This is a genomic window from Pedobacter sp. CAN_A7 (assembly GCF_015752175.1).
GTDB lineage: Bacteria > Bacteroidota > Bacteroidia > Sphingobacteriales > Sphingobacteriaceae > Pedobacter.
Map to the genome: position 1 here is coordinate 526,966 of NZ_JADOUW010000001.1, position 22,431 is coordinate 549,396.

A 22,431-nucleotide genomic window follows, 5' to 3' on the forward strand; every position below is an offset into this window, starting at 1 on the left:
AATCTTTGTTTTTTAACCAAAACCCTAGAAAAAAAACCAAACTTACTGAGTTATAGCTGATCTTTTTCCAATAGACGTATTTTATCCAGGCGTCTAATATGCCGTTCAGCGCCTGAGAAATTTGAATTAATAAATGTATCTACCAATTCCTGGGCCGCCGCTGGTCCGGTAATTCGGCCACCCAGACAAATCATATTGACATCATCATCTTCCACACCTTGGTGAGCCGAAAAATGCTCAGTAATTAATGCGGCCCTTACGCCATTTACCTTATTAGCAACCACAGAAGCACCTACCCCACTGCCACATACAGCAATGGCCCTATCAATCTGTTTATCCTGTAAGGCTTTCGCTAAGGGGATGATAAAATCAGGGTAGTCATCCTGACTATCCAGTTCAAAAGCTCCAAAATCATGAAGGTCATGACCTGACTTTTTTAAATGTAATAACAGGACCTGCTTTAACTCAAAGCCACCATGATCTGCTGCAATTCCTATTTTCATGAGTAAGTAATTAGTTTGTAATGTAGCTATATCAAGGTTTTAGCCTTTTCTACCACATCATCTACCGTAAAGCCAAAAAATTTATAGAGATCCGCGGCTGGTGCCGATTCGCCGAAACGGTCTATACCAAGTACAGCACCATCATCAGTTACATATTTATGCCAGCCCAAGGTAGATCCTGCCTCTACTGCCAGGCGCTTTCTTATGCCCTTAGGTAACACAGCCTCCCGATAGTCTGCACTTTGCCTATCAAACAGTTCCCAGGATGGCATGCTAACAACACGTGCTTTTATCCCCGCTACCTTCAGTTTCTCCTGCGCCGCAATGACCAGTGAAACTTCAGAGCCTGTTCCAATTAAAATCAAATCTGGCTCAGCAACATCTACCAATACATAAGCACCTCTTTCAAGCTGCGTTGCCGCCCCAAATTTCTTCTGGTCAAGGATCGGCAGGCCCTGCCTCGTTAACACTAAAACCACCGGACCACCTTGATGTTCCAAGGCCACCCGCCAGGCTTGGGCAGTTTCATTGGCATCTGCTGGCCTGATTAATGTAATATTAGGAATCGACCTCAGTGAAATTAATTGTTCTATAGGTTGGTGTGTGGTCCCATCTTCCCCAAGGCCAATACTGTCGTGAGTAAAAATAAAAATGGGTCTAATTTTCATGATGGCCGCCATACGAATGGCAGGACGCATATATTCAGAAAAAATAAGGAACGTAGCTGCATAAGGATGAATTCCTGGGGTAAGGGCCATTCCATTCAAGATAGCCCCCATAGCATGTTCTCGAACGCCAAAGTGGAAGTTACGTCCATCCCGGGTTTCTGAAGTAAAAGAATGATAGGCCTTTAAATAGGTGTCGGTAGATGGTGCCAAATCTGCCGATCCGCCCATCAGGCCTTGTAGCCCTCCAGCAATGGCATTTAATACTTTTCCCGAGGCCTGCCGGGTGGCTATTTTGTCTTCCCCACTAAATACGGGTAAAGAAGCAGTCCATCCCTTTTTTAACTTATTGTTTAATGCTCGATCAATTACGCTTCCTAAATTTGGGAAATTAGCGCGATAATCGTTATAAAGCTTATCCCAATGCATGGATGCGGCCTGCCCTTTTCTTCCTACTTCATGGTAATACTGATATACTTCCTCTGGCACATGAAAAAACTGCTCCGGGTCGAAACCAAAATATTTTTTCACCAGTTTCACCTCGTCTTCACCAAGTGGAGAACCATGCGCCCCCGCAGTATTTACTTTATTCGGACTACCATACGCAATCTGTGTGCGCACCTTAATTAACGATGGCTTATGAGTCTCTGCTTTCGCATAGCGTAGCGCACTTTCAATGGCTAAAAGGTCATTACCATCTTCTACCTCCTGTACATGCCAGCCGTAGGCTTCAAAACGCATCACTACATCTTCAGTAAAAGCAATTCCTGTACTTCCCTCAATGGAAATATGATTATCATCGTATAAACAAATCAGGTTGCCCAAGGCCAAATGCCCAGCCAGTGAGGCCGCTTCCGCACTAACCCCCTCCATCAAATCGCCGTCGCTACACAATACGTAAATATTATAGTCAAAAAGTTCATAACCAGGCTTATTAAAACAAGCAGCCAGGTGTTTCTCGCCAATTGCAAAGCCTACCCCATTGGCAAAGCCCTGGCCTAAAGGTCCTGTAGTTACATCTATCCCATCAGTTAACCCAAATTCGGGGTGTCCGGCGGTTTTACTATGCAATTGTCTAAAATTCTTTAGGTCGTCCATACTTAGGTCATAACCGGTAAGGTGTAATAGCGCGTATTGCAACATACAACCATGGCCCGCTGAAAGGATAAAGCGATCGCGATTGGGCCATTTCGAATTTTTAGGATTAAAGTTCATGAACTTACTAAACAGCACATGTGCCATGGGTGCCGCTCCCATGGGCATACCGGGATGCCCGGAATTTGCTTTTTGTACGGCATCTACTGCCAGTACCCTAACGGTATTCACAGCCAGTTCTTCCAGGCTCCTGTTGTTTTCCATAATTAAGATTAAAGGTTAGCTAGATAACGTTTCTCCCCTTAAACAGTTTTATAAAATTACAGGAGGTGCGACAACAGCCGGGCTACCTTTTCGAAGAATTGTTTATGGAACGGACGGGCATACCAAGTCAGCGGATCAATCATCACCGCATGAGCTACATCAGCATAAAAAACATCGCGCAATTGAGTAGCAAAATCCCTGTCGTATACAATGGTGTTTACTTCAAAATTTAGGTCAAAGCTCCGGTGATCCATATTGGCCGTTCCTACAATGGCCAATTGCGAATCAGACACCAAAGTTTTAGCATGTATAAATCCATCTTTGTACAAATAGATTTCTACGCCAGCTTTTACCAGTTGACCATAGTACGACCTAGCTGCTGCATCAACAACCATAGAGTCCGAGCGGTCAGGCACTAATATTTTAACCTTAATGCCACTCAATGCCGCTACAATAAGCTCATGGGTAAGGCTTTCGCCAGGAATAAAGTAAGGTGTTGTAATTAAAATCTCTTCTTCAGCCAGGCCAATGGCATCTAATAAAGCGTACAATATCGTGGGGTTATCAGAATCTGGACCGCTTGAAGCCACCTGCACCACAGCACCAACTTCTTCGCCAGGTGCAGGAATAGAAAAGTAGACTTGATCAGGCAAAAACTCTTCCTCTGAACAAAAATTCCAGTCGTTAATAAAAAGGTATTGCAAGTACGACACCGCTTCACCAGTTAACTTGATGTGGGTATCGCGCCAAAATTGCTGTTGGGGGTTATCCTTATGGTTGATGTATTTGTCGCTTACATTGATGCCTCCGGTAAAAGCAATATACCCATCAATGATAATTATTTTCCGGTGGTTACGGTAGTTAATCCTGTTAGCTAAGGCTAGAAATATAACTTTATAAAAAGGAACACAATGAACACCTGCTTCAATTAACTCAAGTACTACCGTTTTGCGAATAGAACGGCTGCCAAAATCATCATAAATAAAACGAACTTCCACGCCTGCTCTAGCTTTCTCTATGAGCACATTTTTAATCTGGTTGCCAATTACATCATCTTCATAAATGTAATACTCCAGGTGTATATGGTGTGTAGCAGCCTGCATGGCCTTAATTACCTCTGGAAATTTCTCCTCTCCATTGAGCAGCAACTCCACCTGGTTATGGGCCGACAGCTTACTTAGACTGCCATTTAAAAGTAACTTGGCAAGTTTCATGAAATTCCCCACTTCTTCCTTTTGTTGGGCCATCACCAGCTCAGAAGTGTGAATAATTCTTTTAGTTAACTCCTCCAGCAACTTTTCATCTTTGATCAGTTTTTTAGTATATAACTTACGTTTTCTGTAATTTGTACCAATGCTGAAGTAAATGATCATACCCACTACTGGTAGAAAAAGCGCAAGCAAGAGATAGGAAAGGGTTTTACTGGTGTTTGGAGTATCGTTAATTATACGTAGACAGCCACCGAGCACAGCAAGTACATAAAACACTTCGACAACGATAATCCAATTCATTGAAAAGTTTTAGTTCGAGATAAAATTAGCAATTACTTTCACATAAATAAAAGATATTAGCGCCATGAAGAAGTTTGTGCAAAATTACAAGGGAATCATTTTACTGCTGATAGGCATCATTGTAGGGAGCATTGCAGGTTTAATATTCGGCGATCAAGTACAAGTGATAAAACCTATTGGTGATATATTTCTGAACTTCCTGTTCACGGCGGTCATACCTCTCGTATTTTTCGCCATTACATCCGCCATTGCCGGTCTGAGTGCTTCCAATAAACTCAGCAAAATGATGGGCGTGATGTCGCTGGTTTTTCTGGCCACCATTATCATCTCCGCCCTCATCACCATACTTGCAGTACACATTTTTCCCATCCATGAGAATATTCAGGTTATTAAACTCACAGAAACCTTTGATGAAAAACCATTCGGTGAGCAGATCACCCAAATGATTACGACTAAAGACTTCTACCTATTGCTTTCCCGTGAAAGCATGTTGGCCATGATTATTTTTTCTGTACTCATTGGTTTTGGCACCTTACAAGCTGGTGAAAATGGGGCTGCTTTTGCACGTTTCCTCCATTCGGGAAACGAAATTTTTAAAAATGTATTCATCCTGATCATGAAACTGGCACCAATTGGTTTGGGCGCCTATTTTGCTTATCAGGTGGGTGTTTTTGGCCCACAGTTGTTTGGCACCTATGCAAAATCATTGGGTTTGTACTACGGCGTTGCCGCGTTCTACTTTGTTTTTATATTTAGTCTTTACGCCTACATTGCCGGTGGTAAAATCGGTTTTAAACGGTTTTGGCCTAACAACCTGGTTCCATCAGCAACCGCTGTGGGTACCTGCAGCAGCATCGCTACCATACCGGCAAATATGGAAGCCTGTAAAAATATAGGGGTGCCAGAATACATCACTAACGTAACCATCCCCTTAGGGGCAACCTTACATAAAGATGGGTCCAGCATTTCCTCAATCATCAAAATGGCCGTGGTATTTGCCATGTTTGGAAAAAGCTTTAATAGTGCCGAGGTTATTATCCTGGCGCTTGGCATGACCATCCTGGTGAGTGTGGTAGAAGGAGGTATTCCAAATGGTGGTTATGTTGGCGAACTGTTATTTATATCTGCCTACGGCTTCCCGCCCGAAGCATTACCTGCAGCAATGATTATAGGTACCCTGGTTGATCCGGGTGCTACCCTATTAAATGCCACTGGCGATAATGTCTCTACCATGCTTGTCGCCCGCTTTACGGAAGGGAAAAACTGGTTAAAAACCATTTCCGCTTAGTCGTGTTATTTAGGGAAACCTATAAATAACAGATGAAAGAACGTGATAGTAAAACAATTAGCCTTTGGCAGAATGTAGATGAAACCGATCAGTTAACCCCAACAATAAACACAGCCGGCATTACCTACGATGTCTTAATAGTAGGTGGTGGTATTTCCGGCTTAACCACAGCCTTGCGACTTCAAACCGCTGGCAAAAAGTGTATCCTTGCCGAAGCACGTTCTATTGGCTTTGGTACAACCGGGGGCACTACTGCCCATTTAAATACTGTATACGACACCCCTTACCTTGATATCGAAAAAGATTTCGGTGAGGAGGCTGCAAAGCTTATGGCCTTAGCAGCTATGGAATCCCTCAGTCACATCAAAAATAATATCGACCAGTATGGTATTGATTGCGACTTTGAAGTCAAGGATGCCTATATGTATTCAGAGAATAAAAAAGAAACACAGCAACTGGCAGACATTCTTGCCGCCACCAGAAAAGCTGGCATCAACATGGTAGAATCGCCAGATAATGGTGTGCCCGTGCCTTTCCAGTTAGCCGCGCTGATTAAAGATCAGGCACAATTTCACCCCCTCAAATACCTTAGTCAGCTTGCAAAAGCTTTTGTGGATGCTGGTGGTGTATTGCTTGAAAATACCTTCATCAGGAAAACAAGTGTTGCAGACGGCCTTCATACTGCAGAAAGTGATCATGGAAATATCCAGGCCCTAAACCTGGTTTATGCTACACATATGCCACCAGGAGTTAACCTGCTCGATTTCCGTTGTGCCCCCTACCGCAGCTATGTGCTAGGCATTACCTTAACCAACGCTGATTATCCTGATCACCTGGTTTATGATATGCAGGAACCCTACCATTATACGAGGTGCCATGTCATTGAAGGACAAAAGTACCTTATTCTAGGTGGTGAAGACCATAAAACAGGGCACGATGATCCTGAAAAGGCTTTTAAAGCGCTGGAAGATTACGCCAGGAAATATTATTATGTAGCAGAAATTCCATACCGCTGGTCAGCACAGTATTATGAACCGGCAGATGGACTTCCTTATATCGGCCAGCTGCCTGGTGCTGATGAACACACCTTTATTGCTACAGGTTTTAGCGGTAATGGTATGATTTATGGAACACTCGCAGCCAATATGATTACCGACCATATATTAGGTCTTGAGAATAAATACGCAAAACTGTTAAGTCCTTCACGTATGAAACCTGTAGCTGGCTTTACTGAGTTTGTTAAAGAAAATGCAGATGTAGCTTACCGCTTTATTGCCGACCGCCTGAAAACGCAGGATATTGATTCCCTTGCAGAACTGGCACCGGGCACTGGAATGGTGGTAAAATACCAGGACGAAAAATTAGCGATTTATAAGGACCAAATGGGTAAGGTTACAGCGTTAAGTCCGGTTTGCACCCATGCTGGCTGTATAGTTAATTTTAACCAAACTGAAGGAAGTTGGGATTGCCCTTGTCATGGTGGACGCTATGATTGTTATGGAAAAGTGATTACCGGTCCACCGACTAAAGATTTAGCTCAAATACAGCTAGAGGAGTAAGTAAAGGACATAATTATCTATTCTTAAAATTACCAGTATGAACTTAACGTAAGGATTTTGTCAAAGTTTTGCTAAAATTGATTAATCTTCAACTGTTTTATGATTACATACTATAAAATATGAAGACTTTGAATATTTTTGCAGACTTTAAATACTACACGAATTCACTAAATTAAATATTTACACATATAATGCATAACCCGGATAATAAAATCAAAGTTGCAATTTTAGGCGTAGGCAATTGCGCTAGTTCACTTGTACAAGGCGTAGAATACTACACAAAAAACAGTGAGCAGAAATCAGGCTTAATGACTGATAATATTGGAGGTTATAAGGCTAAAAATATAGAGTTTGTATGCGGGTTTGAAATTGATGAGCGTAAAATTGGCACGCCGTTAAAAGATGCCATTCTTGCTAAACCTAATTGTACGATTATATTAAATGATGATGTTAGAACGGAGGCTCCTATCTACAGATCACCTGTATTAGATGGTGTATCCCCTCAAATGGAAGCATACCCTGAAGCTAACAGGTTTGTTATTGCTGCCGATTTAAAAACTACTGATTTATTAAAAGACGCTGTTTCTTATGATAAGGATTTAGTTTATTCGCTTAGAAACGACATCATTGCACAATTAAAAGCACATGAAGTTGAAGTGTTAATTAACTATTTACCAGTGGGATCACAGTTGGCTACAGAATTCTATGCAGAAATTTGCATTGAATTAGGTATTTCTTTGGTTAACTGCATCCCGGTTTTCATCGCATCTGATCCAGTTTGGGAACAAAAATTCATCAATGCAGGTATCCCGATCATTGGTGATGATATGCGCAGCCAGTTTGGTGCAAGTATCGTTTCTCAAATGTTACAAGAACTTGCATTTGAGCGTGGTCACCATGTGAAAGCACACATCCAGAGAAATGTTGGTGGTAATACCGACTTCTTAAATATGGAAGATAAAAATCGCCTAAAATCTAAGAAAATCTCTAAAGAGAATGTAATCAGGGCACAAAATGACATCAGGGGTATTTCGACAGAAAACAGCTTTTTACATGCCGGACCTTCAGAATATATTCCTTTCTATGGCGACAATAAAGTAGCTAACTTCCGTTTGGAATTAGAAGGATTTATGGGTGCACCTGTTATTTTTGATGCGCAGTTATCTGTTCAGGATTCTCCTAACTCAGCCGGTGTAGTAATTGACGCCATTCGTTATGTATATGTAGCTAGAGAATTAGGTTTAGTAGGTGCTTTAAGAGGGCCATCTGCTTCGACTCAAAAAACACCACCACAACAAATGATGTTTAGCGACGCCATTTTAGAATGTCATGCATTGGCAAACCGTGAATTAACGGAATCCACTAAAAAACAATTGAAAAAAGCAGTTGTTGCTTAACACATAACATCTTACTGATAACAAGGGTTGTTTCTATGGAAGCAGCCCTTTTTTTATGTTCTTTCATTTACAAAAGTCAGATGGAATGCTAAATAAATGGCCGTTAAGTAGCTGTTAAGAGGGGGTTATAAGGGTGTTTAGCCGGCTGTAGCCGTTCAAAGGCCCTTCAAAGGCCCTTCTAACCCCCTTCTAAGGCCCTTATAACTAAGAATTGATGTCTAAAAAATGTGTAACGATTTTGTAAAACCAGCAGCCTTCAATGGAAACTCTTATTGACTTTACGGGCACCGGCTAAACCCTCCCGGTCTGTTTAGGAGAAACCCAAGCTTATCCTAAAGCAGATTAAGGAAAACGGAAAATAAGTAAGTCTATTTTTTAAATGGCCATAAATTCCCAGGCGCTGTGGTAAGCGTTTCGCTGTTCAGCATATTGAATGAAATCATCATAAAAAGCATGTCGGGAAAGCGTTGCACTGTCGCCAATCACCACAAGTTTTTTCTTTGCCCGTGTCATGGCTACATTCATACGCCTGATATCGGCTAAAAAGCCAATCTGCCCCTCCTGATTGCTCCGGGTTAAGCTGATATAAACAACATCTCGTTCCTGGCCTTGAAAACTGTCAATGGTGTTAACCGTAATCTTTGAAGTGTAATCATTCAATTCGGGAGACTGCAATAGCAAATCTTTCAATACCTGGATCTGTTGTTTGTAAGGTGATATGATGGCTATGGTAGGGAAAGTATTTATCGTATAGTTTGTTTTTAAATTGTTAATGGTAGCAGTAAGGTGTTTTATTAGAAAGACGCCCTCATCTGGATTAGTGGTGCTTGTACCTTCAGCTTTTTCTTCAAAACCGCAGCCAGCAGTATCCAGAAATAATAAAGGCTTATCATCGGCAAACAACAAGTGTTGAGCTACCGTGGCATGTGCCTTCAGTTTATTTTGATAAAACACGGTGGAAGCGTATTGCATAATGTCCTCATGCATGCGGTATTGCTCTTCTAAAAGCACTACAGACTGGGGATGTAATTCTACACACTTTTCAAACAAGGTGCGGCTGAGTCCTCCTTTAGCAGCGTCATTTGACTTAATTGTAGGTGCTAGCTGGCAATGGTCGCCTGCGAAAATAACCTTTTCTGCTTTGAGTATCGGGATCCAGTTGGCCGGTTCCAGCGCCTGGCCAGCTTCATCGACCACTACAGTAGCATACTTCCGCTGCCTAACGGTATAGTGGTTTGCACCCACCAACGTTGCAGCAATAACTTGTGCAGCATCCAACACCTGGTCGGTAATGTATTGCTCCGTTTTATCCACTTCCTTCATCATTTTATAGGCTTCGTCAAACAGTGCTTTCCGCTGTTCCTTCTCTGCCTTGCCGAAATTGCGCTTATACTTATGAGCCATGTTTTTATACTCAGCAGCGCGCTTTTTAAGGACCTTGATATCTTTCATCATGGGATGCCCAGATATATGATGGTCTAGGGTTAAGGACATCAGCTCTGCTGACACCCTAGCGGGGTTACCTACCCTAATTACCTTTAAACCTTGTGCAGCAAGCTTTTCACTTAATAAGTCTACCGCCGTATTACTTGGTGCCACCACCAATACCTGTTGATGATTTTGTTGAATCAGGGCTTTAATAGCTTGAACCAGGGTGGTTGTTTTACCGGTACCCGGCGGCCCGTGCACAATAGCCAATTCCTGAGCGGAGAGGATATTATAAACCGCTTGTTGCTGCGATGGATTTAAGGAATCGATGATAGGCAAGTAAGCCGGGGTTTGAAAGCCCGGACTGCGCTCACCTGTCAATATTTTTATCAGCGAAGCTGAGTTATAATGCTCATCAGGTGCTGCAGCCATTTTGATGGCTTTTTTCATTTCATCATAACTGTTGTTATCAAACAACAAGTCGATTCCCAACTTTCCGTCGCTAGCCCAGTCGGGTAGTTCATCCGTTTTTAAAGTTAATTTCAGCTTGTTACCGCCTACATAGGAAATTATACCTTCTAGCCGGTCTTTATACGGATCGTGATTAGAAAATAGCGCAGCTGGCATGCCAAAGCGTAATTGGTGACTTAAATCATGATGTGTAGTTCTTTCGAATTCTACACTCAGGTAATCACCGCGACTCATTTCTGATCCCCTGATGGCCACTGGATACCAGGATAGACCATAACCCCGGCGATCGGCTACAGATGATGATGAGGTTAATTTTTGATAAGTACGAAGGTCCTCCTCCTGCTCCATTTGCAGCAGCTGGAGTAAACGGCTAAAATATTCCATGGGTTATAAGACCAGACTGTGGTGTAATTTTTCCAGGGTGTGGTCGGCATCTTCACAAAAGCCCGGATGTACTTTGGAAGGCTGAATCACCGTACTTCGGGTGGCCGTTAACCACCTGAACCTGGAAGGAAGATCCAGTTGCCCGATAGCTCCGGCATCTTTGTTGCCGGCACAAATGCTACTCATGGCCTGTAAATGAAGATCAAGTTCTTCTAAATCAAGTTGAGGGGCTACAGCATGTAGCTTTGTTGCATGAAGCGTATAGTTTAATTTTAAAAACTTCTTTTTTGCACAATACATGATGACCCCAACATTGAGAAATTCTTCGCGTTCAACCCTTGGAACAACCCGAATCAGCGCATATTCATATAAGTACTGTTCTGGCATGTTGCGCTTCTTTAACAAAAGTGGATGAATGGGCAATTCGGGTATTCAAAAAATAAAGGTAAGCCTGGCGGTGTTCTTCAGGCGTCTGGAAAGTAGATTCATCACCTAACCAGGCATCTGGAATTAAAGCCACAACAGATGCAATAAATTCAGGGCTAAGTATTTCGCAAAACGCTTCATCTACCGTATCCAGTGCTGAGGCCTGAGGTAACAACACATGGTCTTTGACTAAGAAAAAAGGTTTTGTGGCTTGTTCCTGCCAGTTGTTCCAGGAATGGTGGAAGTACAGGGATGCCCCATGGTCAATAAGCCAGAGCTCTTTATGCCACATCAGCATGTTGGTGTTTCTGGCTGTGCGGTCCATATTGGTGAGCAGACAGTCGAGCCATACAATTTGTGAGGCCAATTGTGGATCTATGGTATCAACAGTGGCGTCAAAAGTAATGGCGCCACTGAGGTAATGTAAGGCTAAGTTTAGTCCTACGCTAAACTTAAGCAAGTCTTGTATTTCTTCGTCGGCCTCGGTACGGCCAAAAGCTTCATCGAGATTTGCAAATACCAGTTCCGGTACACGCAGTCCAAGTGCTCTTGCAATCTCGCCTCCGATTAATTCGGCAATTAAGGCACGTGGCCCTTGTCCGGCACCCCGGAATTTTAATACATATAAAAACTCATCGTCGGCAGCAGCCAGTGCAGGCATGGACCCTCCTTCTCGTAAAGGGGTTACATACCTGATCACGTTTACTGTACGCAGATGAGGTGGATGGTTGATCATAGTTATTTTGCTTCTGTAATACGTTTGCCAGTGGCATCGAACATGTTTAATAAGTTCCCTACCACATTAACATCATCTTTTTTATCTAGAAAAAGAGAAAGGTCATGGCCTTCGGCAAAGAAATAAGCGGTAATGGTTTGATCTTTTTCTTCCACTTTTGTCACTTTGGAGATCTCTGCATTTGTAGCTGCATCATTTACAGTTCCCGATAACAAGCCGTCTTTTCTTTCTAAAGAAAGTATAAACTTAACATCGCCGTTTGGCGTGCCGGCCACAAAGATATCCCATTTTCCAATAAAGTAGTCTGTTTTGTCCTGTCCTTTCACATTTACAGACAACAGCACGAGTAAAACTAAACCTGTAAGAAGTATTTGTAATTTTTTCATAATTAGTGTTTTTAAGTTTAAAACCAATTTATTAATATAATTGATGATATCAAACTAATTGATAAGCGATCTGTGCGAGCCAGATCAGACTTTTAACATCGGTTTCACTGGCTATTGTTCGCTGGTGAATATCAATTAGTACAGGTTGTTTCGGATAGCTTGCATAGTACAACATTAAATCTATTTCTCCGTGAGCTGGATACAGGTAATTGCCCAGTGGTCGTTGTGTAAGAATGGTAGAACTTCCTTTGTGACTTTTTGAATAAATATGTCCGCCGTAGGCGAGTAAAATCTCATGACCTATTTCATGTGCAGCGATTAGTTTATAGTCTGCATTGGCCTGCGCTTCTTTTTTTGTGTACCACTTTTTGGCATGCCTTAGATTACCTGTATTATAAAATAAGATTCTGGAAAGTTCCCAATTTCGCGACCTCCGTAACCGGGCGTTGGATTGATAAACTATTTTCGGTGTTTTTATGGCATACACAGGCGTGTTAATGGCTTCGACGAAAACTTCATAGGCATTACCATCCGCTAAGACAATATTTTTGCCTACCGGGTGACCTTGGTTCCGACTCCAATAATATTGTAACCCATCCTGTGCAAGTAGCAACAATTCTTCAAAGCTTTTGGTACGTCCGTCATCTGTGGGCAGGTCTTGATGATGAACCGCAGCAGCACCGCCATCTTTAAAATTAGTCCTCAAGGTTATGTTTATGCGCTTTTGAGATCGTGATATCAGTAGGTCCAACCAGGATACCACCTGATAACGTGTAGTCAAAAAAACAGAATGCGTTTTGCTGCCCTGAGGTCCAGATACAATTAAACTGGCTTTTAAGGGTTTATGGTTAAAACACCGGCTGTCGAAAGTATCAGCTAAATCAAACCCATCCCATAAAAGACGGTAATGACCAGGTTGCAGGTAGGCCTGTGCTATTGTTGATTGGTAATACAGTTGACCAGTAACGTTTCTCACCTCAAAAATAAGTGTTGTCGCAGCCTGCTGTATGATGGAATAATTAAAGTGAAAATATGGATCTGAAGGTTGATTCTTAACATTTGGGATGCCTAGTGGAACCATGACTCCTTGTTTGCGATGGAGGGAAAACTGAAGATCGACTGTTGCATGCTGACCGGAGGTAGAAACCGTTTGTGCAGAAGGTGAAGAAAGTACTTCGATTTTGGTAGACATTGACTTGCTTTTAATGTAGCTTTTAACCTGCGTTGGCCTTTTGAATTAATTTATGGACGGCTGTAGTGGTAGTAAGCTCATGGTTATTCTCATCGGCTGATGCTGCCTGGTTTAAAAACTCATTGATGTATTGCATGGTGGAGGAAACAGGTATTTTTGCGGTGGCATGAAATACCTTGGCGCCGGTGACTTCGATGATATCCCTGACGTTGTGTTCCCTGATTCCTGAACCAGGCATAATTTCAATACGTCCGGCTGCCTGGTCTAGGAGTTCTCTAATAACTAGAGCACCCTCCAGTGCCGTGGGTTTGCCCCCTGAGGTAAGAATCCGATCACAGCCCAGGGCTATGATGTCTTCAAGGGCGCTTTTTAAATCATTTGTACGGTCAAAAGCACGATGGAATGTTACTTTCATGGGTCGTGCAAGCGCAATAAGGCTAGCACACCGGGTTTTATCTACACGCCCATCAGCTAGTAACATACCAATCACTACGCCATCACAACCTAAATCTTTGCAACATTGAACATCCGCTTTCATAAGCTCAAACTCCAAGGCTGAGTATAAAAAATCGCCCCCGCGAGGACGAATAATCGGATATACCTGCATGTTTAATTGTGCTGTTGCTAACTTGATCTGGGCGTAACTGGGTGTGGTACCACCCTCTCCAAGGTTATCACACAATTCAACCCTGATGGCTCCTCCCTCTTGAGCGGCTAAAGCCGAAGTCAGGCCATTTGCACAGACTTCCATTTGTATTTGCTCCATGGTAAGTTTATCGGTTTTTAAATACTATTTAATAATAACTTTTCCCTGGAATAGTGAGGTCATTTTGCTTAGCATGACAAACGGCAAAAGTAAATCCCTTTTGGATGGCATAAGCGCCATATTCCCCTTTTTTATTGATGGCAAGGAAGCCTACCTGGATTTCTTTTGCAATGGCTGGTTTCTTTCTAATGATCCGCATTACAGCTTCTTTACAAGCGTCTTCAGGACTTAAGCCCTGACGCATGAGTTCTACCACAAGAAAGCTACCTACATTGCGAATTACCTCTTCGCCAACGCCAGTAGAAGTAGCACCGCCAATTTCATTGTCTATGTAAAGTCCGGCACCAATAATGGGACTGTCACCCACCCGCCCATGTAGTTTGTAAGCCATACCACTGGTGGTACAAGCGCCGGATATGTTACCAGCTTTATCGATAGCTAACATGCCAATGGTGTCGTGATTATATTGGTTTCCAGGCAACTTAGTTGGCGCCACCTTATCATAAAGCTTGTTTTCGATATTCATGGTGGGCTCGTATTTAGCGGTTTTCAACCATTCTTTCCAGGCTTTTTCGCTTTCCTTAGTGAGCAAATTCTCTTTCTTGAATCCATTTTCTAAGGCAAATTGCAAGGCACCATCGCCTACCAGCATAACATGTGGTGTTTTTTCCATCACCTGGCGGGCTACAGATATGGGGTGTTTAATAAACTCTAAGCCGGCTACGGAGCCGCAATTGCCATGTTCATCCATAATGCAGGCATCGAGTGTTACCCTGCCATCACGGTCGGGCAAACCGCCGTAACCTACGGTCTGGTTGGTGGGATCAGCTTCAGGTACCCAAACGCCTTGTTCAACGGCATCAAGCGAGCGCCCACCTGCCTGCAGCACTTTCCAGGCTGCCTGGTTAGCAGCGACACCAAAATCCCATGTGGAAATAACGATGGGTGTGATCATGGAGGGGGAACTGGAAGGAATCATGGCACCTGCACTTTTATGATCAAGGGCAAGTAAGGTTGCGGAAATAGTGGCGGAGGTAAGGAATTTTCTTCTGTTTAGGGTCATTAGGTTTTAAGCTTTAAAATACAAATATAGTAAAGCAGCCAATGCTGACCCAATAATTGGTCCGATAACAGGAATCCAGGCATAACGCCAGTTGCCACTCCCTTTGTCTGGGATAGGTAAAAGCGCATGCATTAGGCGTGGCCCAAGATCACGCGCGGGATTAATGGCATAACCTGTGGTCCCTCCTAACGAAAGTCCAATAGCCCAAACTAAAAAAGCAACAGGTATTGCCCCCAGTGAGCCCAGGCCAACAGGTGTTTTTTCTGTCCCCATTTCTGCATTAGTGAAATGAAATATCACAAAAATGAGTACAAACGTACCAACGATTTCACTAAATAAGTTGGAGCTGGTGTTACGGATAGCCGGGCTGGTGCAAAAAACAGCAGCTTTTAAATTGGGATCCTTGGTTTGCAAAAAATGATCCTTATAGACCAGCCAGACCAAGAGTGCACCGAGCATAGCGCCAATAAATTGGGCAAGAATAAAGGAAGGAACCAGGGCCCAGCTAAAATTGCCGGCAATGGCAAGGGCAATGGTTACGGCGGGGTTTAAATGAGCGCCACTAAAAGGGCTTGCTACCACAACACCTACAAATACCCCAAGTGCCCAACCCGTGGTAATGACCATCCATCCGCTGTTGTTACCTTTGGTTTGGTGCAGCAACACATTGGCTACTACGCCGTTGCCCATCAAAATAACAAACATGGTTCCTATAATTTCAGCAATAAATCCATTCATCATATAAAGGTTATAGTTTATTTTTCTGTTGATATGGCCCAGGTTTTGACCGCACTTACCGCTTTATTCCAGTTATTTATCATTCCCGGAAGGTGTTCATCATGCCGGGGTTCAAACTGTTTGTTGACCTTCCATTGCGATTGAATTTCATCAATACTACTCCAGTAACCCGTTGCCAGTCCAGCGAGGTAAGCTGCGCCAATAGCCGTCACTTCGGTTACGTCTGGCCGCACCACATCAACGCCCAATACATCAGCCTGAAACTGCATCAGGAGGTCATTAGCCGTAGCTCCGCCATCTACACGGAGTTCTTTAATGCTCACTCCAGCATCGGCTTCCATCGCCTGAAGCACTTCCATGGTTTGATAAGCAATACTTTCTAAGGCGGCACGACAGATATGTCCGCTATTTGAACCCCGTGACAAGCCAAAAATAGTGCCTCTGGCATAGGGGTTCCAATGAGGTGCACCCAAACCAGCAAAAGCAGGAACCAGGTAAACTCCCCCATTATCAGAGACCTGTGCAGCCAATGTTTCCACTTCACTTGAGGTGGAGATGATTTTAAGTTCGTCACGGAGCCACTGCACCACCGCACCGGCAATAAAAATGCTGCCTTCCAGTGCATACTGGACTTTCCCATTAATTTGCCAGGCAATAGTGGTTACCAGGTTATTTTTTGACAGAATAGGCGTTTCGCCGATATTCATGAGCATAAAACACCCAGTGCCATAGGTATTTTTCACCATGCCGGGTATTGTACACATTTGGCCGAATAAAGCGGCTTGCTGATCGCCAGCAATCCCTGCAATAGGTATTTTTTGTGCAAATAAACTTCCTGAAGTTTCTCCATAAACCTCACTACTTGACTTCACTACGGGCAACATTTTTTCTGGAATACCAAACAGTTTCAATAAATCAGGATCCCAGCTTAGGGTATGAATATTATACAACATAGTTCTGGAAGCATTGGTTACGTCAGTAACATGGACCAGGCCATCGGTTAATTTCCAGATTAGCCAGGTGTCAATGGTACCAAACAAGAGTTGGCCCGCTTCAGCTTTTTCTTTCGCACCCGGCACCTGTTCCAGTATCCATTTAATTTTAGTTGCTGAGAAATAGGCATCGATGATCAATCCGGTTTTACGCTGTATTTCGGAGCTCAGGCCCTGTTGGATCAGCTCATCGCAATAGGCCGCCGTTCGGCGATCTTGCCAAACAATGGCATGATACACGGGTTCGCCCGTAGCCTTATCCCATACCACCGTGGTTTCTCTTTGATTGGTAATACCAATAGCCGCTAAATTGGCCGATTTAAGGTTTGCCTTTAATACGGCTTCAGTGGCTACCGCAATTTGTGTGGACCAGATTTCGCGCGCGTCATGTTCTACCCAACCAGACTCTGGATAGATTTGTTTGAATTCTCTTTGGGCGGTTGAAACAATAACGCCTTGTTTATTGAAAATGATTGCTCTGGAACTGGTTGTACCTTGGTCAAAGGACATGATGTACTTCTCCATATGATATTTGGTTTAGATTGTAGCCTTATTTACTGTTGCAGGAAATAAGATGATTAAAAGTAAAGGATTTTTTTTAATTGGGAGGTGATAATATTTTAACGAAAATTGGACTGAGAAACCAGAGTGAGAAAAAAATACAGGTTGTGAATACCAAAAACATTTATTACGGCATGGTGTTTTTTTTTATATCGAACACCTTTAAAATGAACATTATGGCTAATCATAAAAAATATGCATTAATCACTGGAGCCTCCAGTGGAATAGGGTTTGAGCTGGCAAAGTTATTTGCCCAAGACCACTACAACCTCATCATCATTGGGCGAGATAAGGAAAAATTAAATAAATGTGCAAATGAGTTAGGCACCTATGGTGTGGAAGTTATTTCCCTAGTTAAAGATTTGTTTAAACGGGAAGATACACTTTCCATTTATCAGGCTGTTAAAAGTCATGGCATTGAGGTAGAGGTATTGGTAAATGACGCAGGTCAGGGCTTATATGGGGAATTTAAGGACACCGACCTGAGTAAAGAACTTGACATGATAGAACTTAATATCTCTGCGGTCGTTATTCTAACGAAAGATTTTTTGAAAGATATGGTCAACCGAAATTCGGGCATGATACTGAATCTCGCCTCTATTGCAAGTAAAGTACCAGGGCCCTGGCAGTCGGTTTACCATGGAACAAAAGCTTTCATACTTTCCTTTTCTGAAGCCTTAACCGAAGAGGTAAAAGAAACTAATATTACGGTAACCGCACTATTGCCTGGAGTTACTGAAACTGATTTCTTTAATAAAGCAGATATGAACAGCAGTAAGGTTGTAAAGGAGCAGGACAAGGCGGATCCAGCAAAGGTGGCTAAGGATGGTTACACTGCGCTTTTAGCAGGAAAGGATAAGGTGGTATCAGGCTTGAAAAACAAACTTCAGGTAGGCATGACGAACCTGTTGACTGACCAGGCAGCAGCACACCTGATGAATGAACAACAAAAACCAGTGGATAAGCCATAAAAAAACCCGACCTGCTTAATTATTATAAGCAGGTCGGGTTAGTTAATACGGTTAAATTAATTAGGTCTGGAAAATTGCTCCTGATACATCTTTAAATTGTTCTTTAATATTCCTCTGGCTGCATGTATTCTGGTTTTTACCGTGCCTATAGGAATATTGAGTTCCTGGGCTATTTCGTGATACTTGTACCCTTCGAAATATTTGATAAATGGGATATAATATTCTGGCTGTAATTTATCTAAAGCCTTATGAATATCATCCATCATACACTTATTTTCGCCTTTGTTATTCGAGGCACTGAACTTTAGCTGATCTGATGTAATCTCATCCGTAACACTCACTAGCGAATTAATTTTTGTTTTACGGCGATAGCTATTAATAAAAGTGTTTTTAAGAATAGTGTACAACCAGCCTTTTAAATTTGTGCCGTCTTTAAATTTAGTAGCGTAATGTATAGCCTTTAACAAAGTATCTTGTACTAGGTCATCAGCATCATCAGCATCTTTGGTAAATGAAAAGGCAAAAGAACGTAAGGAGTCCTTATATAAGTACAATTCTTGGTTAAAATCTGTCGTTTTATTTTCCATAGCACTGTTTAATTTAGGTAACTATAATTGAACAATTCTTATACCAAGAATGTCATAATTTCAGAATTAACACGTTACAGGTATTTACCTTTGTTACCGTATTTACACCTATTACACAAGCTATTACACTCATTTTACATGAAATTATCCACTTCTCTATAGGCCTGTATCAAGCGTTTCTCGCCCGCAGCACCAGCAATGGAGTTTCCGTGTTCCATTCCCATAACTCCTTTATAACCTTTTTGATGCAGGTGTTTAAATACATTTTTATAATTGATCTCCCCAGTGGTGGGCTCTTTTCTTCCCGGGTTATCGCCAATCTGAACATAGGCAATTTCATCCCAACAACGGTCAATGTTTACCAGCAAATGTCCTTCTGTTTTTTGCATATGATAAATATCATACAGGATTTTACAAGACGGACTGTTTACAGCTTTACAAACGTTATATGTTTCATGCGTTTGCTGCAAAAACAATTCTGGAGTATCACTTAGCGTTTCCAGCACCATGATCAGTCCGTGTGGCTCAAATATTTCTGCACCTGCACGCATAGCATCAACCACATTGGCCATTTGTATACCGTACGGAAGTTTGCGTTCATAGAAACCGGGTACGACAGTTAACCATTTAGCATTACACCGTTTTGCAGCTTCTACAGAACGTTTACAGGTGTCCACAAATTTATCCTTAAATTCTTTTTTCCCTGTAGTAAGCGATGTTTTCCAATTATCACCACCATCAACAACAAATACGCCCATCCGCATATTCAATTTCTCCAGCAACTTGCCAATTTGCTCTTGCTGTGCCACAGGACGATTTAAGTAACCATTATCCTCAATAGACCTGAATCCCTGGTCGTACATGAACTGTATCTGGTCAGTGAAACTTTTACCCGCGTGATTAGCAAACATTCCCTCATGGGGAGCATAATCCATGTTGAAGGTTTTTCCATTTTGTGCTGCATATGGACTTTCTGTTGTAGCTGCTGTAGCACCCATCGCTGATCCGGTGAGTACAGCGCCTCCTGCAAGCAGCGTATTTTTTAAAAATTCTGTTCTGTTCATGATTTTAAGTTTTGTGGTTCCTTTTTAATTTAATGATCAATTTTTTAAAACCCCGACTTAATGTATCGGCCACTTGCCCATCCTTTTGGTGATAAATGAAATATGCCTCCAGGCCGGCTTTATGCTCTATAAATTGAAGTGCTTCATTGACATCCATGGCCATTAAGGCATTATCATAACCGTCGGCAGTGATTGCGTCTTTAGCAAAAACAGTCACACTGATCATTTGGTTATCCAATGGATAACCTGTTTTAGGATTGATAAGGTGGGTGATTTTTTTAGCTCCCTTTTGAAGGAATTTACGATAGTTACCTGAGGTAGTTATTGCACCTTCAGAAATACTCGCAATGTGCCTGATTTGGGGTGTTCCGTCTTCAACTAATGCAGGCCCCTCTATTCCTATTCTTCTGGATGAGCCATCAGGTTTTAGGCCTTTAATGCGAAGCTCTCCGCCAATTTCCACCACAAAGGAGGTTATTCCCTTGCTGATCAGGTAATCAGCCACTACATCAACGCTATAGCCTTGTGCAATTCCATTAAGGTCAACTTTCACCCCCGGATGCTTTTTCTCGAGGAAGTTGTTGTTTTTGAGGATTAATTTATCCATGCCGACTACCTTTAACAGGGTTTTAATTTCCTTTTTTTCTGGAAAGCGTTGCACAGGCTGCGCACCAAATCCCCAGGCATGTACTAAAGGGGCAACAGTTACATCGAATTTACCAGTGGTATTTCTGTAAATTTCAAATGACTTCCGCATTACTGTGGCAAACTGATCGTCTACATGACAGCCCTTTTCAGATGCATTAAATTGATTGATTAAGGAGTAGGGTTTGTATAAAGACATCGACGAATCTATTTTTAACAATAGGCTATCAATAGCGCTTTTGCTAATCAAGGCATGAGATGCGTAGTATTTGACGGTGTAATCTGTTCCCTGGGCATAACCCTGTATCACATACTGTTGTTGACCTGTATACTGATGATAGAAACAGGTCAACAACGACATGATACAAAGTAATGATTTAAACATTAAACCCAGGCTTTGTGTCTACCAGGCGTAGCCACGGCATAAAGGCCATTCTCATCTGGCATTACTTTCGGGTTTGCAGTCCAACTTAACTCGGCTGGCATTAAACTATTTTCTGCTTTTAATGCATCATCCCATTTAATAATCTGTCCGGAATAGGTTGCATATCTACCAATGATGGCAGTAAAACAACTCTTAGCACCTCTTTCCGCATCAGCAAACTTAAACTCACCTTTAGAAATGGCATCAAATAATTCATCATGTTCGGTTTGGTATGGATTAGCATTACCTTTTGTAGGGTGGTTGAATATTTCTTTTCCGTTATGGTCCCAAAGCACCGCGTTATTGCCTGCCGATAGGTAAGTCTTTCCTTTTGTACCCTGGAAAGTTTCATCTACCCGGTTTTGTGTCCCTTCAAAGTGGCGGCATTGGCTATAAATTACCGCTCCATCTGCGTAGGTTAATTCCACTGCATGGTTGTCATAGATTTCTCCATAGTCTTTTCCTGTTCTCCAGGCGCGACTACCTGTTCCCTGAACTGAAACCGGATAAGACCCTTTAACCCAGTTAGCTATATCAATATTATGAACATGTTGTTCAACAATATGATCACCGCACAACCAGTTAAAATAATACCAGTTTCTCATTTGGTATTCCATTTCAGTTTGGTTAGGCTGACGTTTTTTCACCCATACACCACCACTATTCCAATACACTTGTCCGCCTACAACATCGCCAATCGCGCCATCCTGGATCCGCTTCAGGGCTTCTCTATAGTTCGTTTGGTAGCGACGCTGCAAACCTACCACAACGTTTAATTTTTTCTGTTTAGCAATTTCTGCCGTAGCCAATACCTGACGGATGCCCGGGGCGTCTACCGCTACAGGTTTTTCCATAAAAACATGTTTACCTTGTTTTACGGCTTCTGCGAAATGCATCGGTCTAAAACCCGGAGGAGTTACCAGTAGAACTACATCGGCTAATGCAATGGCCTTTTCATAAGCATCAAAACCCACAAAACGACGTTCCTTAGGTACATCTACTTTATCCTTGAATTTATCAGCTAGCACTTTATAACTGTTATCCATTCTGTCCTGAAAGGCATCAGCCATGGCAACCAGTTTAATATTTTGTTTTGTACTTAAAGCTTGAAATGCTGCTCCCGTACCCCTGTCTCCACATCCAATCAATGCAATTTTTATGGTGTCATCAGTGGAGGAATGCCCACCGGCGAATGCGAACTGATTTAATAATACGCCTCCGGCAAGCATAGCGGAAGTTTTTAAAAATTCCCGGCGTTTGCCGCTTAATTCTTCATTTTTCATCTGTTTTGGTTTATATAGGTTAATAATGGTGA

General features: G+C 42.3%; 20 protein-coding genes. 4 read left to right on the plus strand and 16 right to left on the minus strand.

The annotated features are described in order from the left end of the window. Positions 1-50 precede the first annotated feature (50 nt). Genes IWX76_RS02475 through cls form a run of 3 tightly spaced genes read right to left on the minus strand, consistent with a single transcriptional unit; the run spans position 51 to position 4,038 of the window. On the minus strand, positions 51-503 hold the full coding sequence (locus IWX76_RS02475) for an RpiB/LacA/LacB family sugar-phosphate isomerase (RefSeq protein ID WP_196858271.1): 453 nt from the start codon (positions 501-503) through the stop codon (positions 51-53). Positions 504-529: 26 nt separating this feature from the next. Next, complete coding sequence (gene tkt, locus IWX76_RS02480; protein WP_196858272.1) at positions 530-2,527, minus strand: transketolase; 1,998 nt, start codon at positions 2,525-2,527, stop codon at positions 530-532. Positions 2,528-2,583: 56 nt separating this feature from the next. Continuing rightward, on the minus strand, positions 2,584-4,038 hold the full coding sequence (cls, locus tag IWX76_RS02485) for a cardiolipin synthase (protein ID WP_196858273.1): 1,455 nt from the start codon (positions 4,036-4,038) through the stop codon (positions 2,584-2,586). 64 nt (positions 4,039-4,102) lie between these two features. On the opposite strand from cls, the gene IWX76_RS02490 reads away from it, so the two are divergent. The 3 genes from IWX76_RS02490 (at position 4,103) to IWX76_RS02500 (ending at position 8,282) form a co-directional block, all read left to right on the plus strand. Then, positions 4,103-5,326 carry a dicarboxylate/amino acid:cation symporter gene (locus IWX76_RS02490; protein ID WP_196858274.1) on the plus strand — a complete coding sequence of 408 codons (1,224 nt, stop codon included), beginning with the start codon at positions 4,103-4,105 and terminating at the stop codon, positions 5,324-5,326. A 32-nt stretch (positions 5,327-5,358) separates the two neighbouring features. Continuing rightward, positions 5,359-6,885 (plus strand): FAD-dependent oxidoreductase, encoded by a 1,527-nt coding sequence (locus IWX76_RS02495; RefSeq protein ID WP_196858275.1) that lies wholly within the window; start codon positions 5,359-5,361, stop codon positions 6,883-6,885. A gap of 191 nt (positions 6,886-7,076) precedes the next feature. Continuing rightward, complete coding sequence (locus IWX76_RS02500) at positions 7,077-8,282, plus strand: inositol-3-phosphate synthase (RefSeq protein WP_196858276.1); 1,206 nt, start codon at positions 7,077-7,079, stop codon at positions 8,280-8,282. A gap of 375 nt (positions 8,283-8,657) precedes the next feature. Here IWX76_RS02500 and IWX76_RS02505 read toward each other — a convergent pair whose 3' ends face one another. The 9 genes from IWX76_RS02505 to glpK are packed head-to-tail and all read right to left on the minus strand — an operon-like array spanning position 8,658 to position 17,389. Beyond that, positions 8,658-10,565, minus strand: a complete 1,908-nt coding sequence (locus tag IWX76_RS02505) for an AAA domain-containing protein (RefSeq protein WP_196858277.1) — start codon at positions 10,563-10,565, stop codon at positions 8,658-8,660. Positions 10,566-10,568: 3 nt separating this feature from the next. Then, positions 10,569-10,952: a DUF3037 domain-containing protein gene (locus IWX76_RS02510; protein ID WP_196858278.1), complete on the minus strand. Its 384-nt coding sequence runs from the start codon at positions 10,950-10,952 to the stop codon at positions 10,569-10,571. Then, positions 10,930-11,727, minus strand: a complete 798-nt coding sequence (locus IWX76_RS02515) for a HipA family kinase (RefSeq protein WP_196858279.1) — start codon at positions 11,725-11,727, stop codon at positions 10,930-10,932. Before IWX76_RS02515 ends, IWX76_RS02510 begins: the two co-directional genes overlap by 23 nt. Before the next feature lie 2 nt (positions 11,728-11,729). Next, positions 11,730-12,113 (minus strand): hypothetical protein, encoded by a 384-nt coding sequence (locus IWX76_RS02520; RefSeq protein ID WP_196858280.1) that lies wholly within the window; start codon positions 12,111-12,113, stop codon positions 11,730-11,732. A gap of 49 nt (positions 12,114-12,162) precedes the next feature. Beyond that, complete coding sequence (locus IWX76_RS02525; protein ID WP_196858281.1) at positions 12,163-13,305, minus strand: hypothetical protein; 1,143 nt, start codon at positions 13,303-13,305, stop codon at positions 12,163-12,165. Positions 13,306-13,327: 22 nt separating this feature from the next. Next, positions 13,328-14,071 (minus strand): copper homeostasis protein CutC, encoded by a 744-nt coding sequence (locus IWX76_RS02530; protein WP_334641029.1) that lies wholly within the window; start codon positions 14,069-14,071, stop codon positions 13,328-13,330. Positions 14,072-14,099: 28 nt separating this feature from the next. Beyond that, positions 14,100-15,134: a N(4)-(beta-N-acetylglucosaminyl)-L-asparaginase gene (locus tag IWX76_RS02535; RefSeq protein ID WP_196858282.1), complete on the minus strand. Its 1,035-nt coding sequence runs from the start codon at positions 15,132-15,134 to the stop codon at positions 14,100-14,102. Between the two features lie 6 nt (positions 15,135-15,140). Next, positions 15,141-15,872, minus strand: a complete 732-nt coding sequence (locus IWX76_RS02540) for an MIP/aquaporin family protein (protein ID WP_196859011.1) — start codon at positions 15,870-15,872, stop codon at positions 15,141-15,143. Positions 15,873-15,889: 17 nt separating this feature from the next. Beyond that, the gene (gene glpK / locus IWX76_RS02545; protein WP_196858283.1) at positions 15,890-17,389 is read right to left on the minus strand and encodes a glycerol kinase GlpK; all 1,500 of its coding nucleotides are present in this window, start codon (positions 17,387-17,389) and stop codon (positions 15,890-15,892) included. 212 nt (positions 17,390-17,601) lie between these two features. Between glpK and IWX76_RS02550 the strand changes: the two genes are divergently transcribed. Then, positions 17,602-18,396, plus strand: a complete 795-nt coding sequence (locus IWX76_RS02550; RefSeq protein ID WP_196858284.1) for an SDR family NAD(P)-dependent oxidoreductase — start codon at positions 17,602-17,604, stop codon at positions 18,394-18,396. 56 nt (positions 18,397-18,452) lie between these two features. On the opposite strand, the gene IWX76_RS02555 is transcribed toward IWX76_RS02550, so the two are convergent. The 4 genes from IWX76_RS02555 to IWX76_RS02570 form a co-directional block, all read right to left on the minus strand. Continuing rightward, a complete protein-coding gene (locus IWX76_RS02555; protein WP_196858285.1) occupies positions 18,453-18,983 on the minus strand; it encodes an RNA polymerase sigma factor in 531 nt (176 codons plus the stop codon). Between the two features lie 134 nt (positions 18,984-19,117). Continuing rightward, positions 19,118-20,047 carry a hydroxypyruvate isomerase family protein gene (locus IWX76_RS02560; protein WP_196858286.1) on the minus strand — a complete coding sequence of 310 codons (930 nt, stop codon included), beginning with the start codon at positions 20,045-20,047 and terminating at the stop codon, positions 19,118-19,120. 4 nt (positions 20,048-20,051) lie between these two features. After that, positions 20,052-21,077: an FAD:protein FMN transferase gene (locus IWX76_RS02565; protein ID WP_334641033.1), complete on the minus strand. Its 1,026-nt coding sequence runs from the start codon at positions 21,075-21,077 to the stop codon at positions 20,052-20,054. Beyond that, on the minus strand, positions 21,077-22,399 hold the full coding sequence (locus tag IWX76_RS02570; RefSeq protein WP_196858287.1) for a Gfo/Idh/MocA family protein: 1,323 nt from the start codon (positions 22,397-22,399) through the stop codon (positions 21,077-21,079). Before IWX76_RS02570 ends, IWX76_RS02565 begins: the two co-directional genes overlap by 1 nt. Positions 22,400-22,431: the final 32 nt, after the last annotated feature.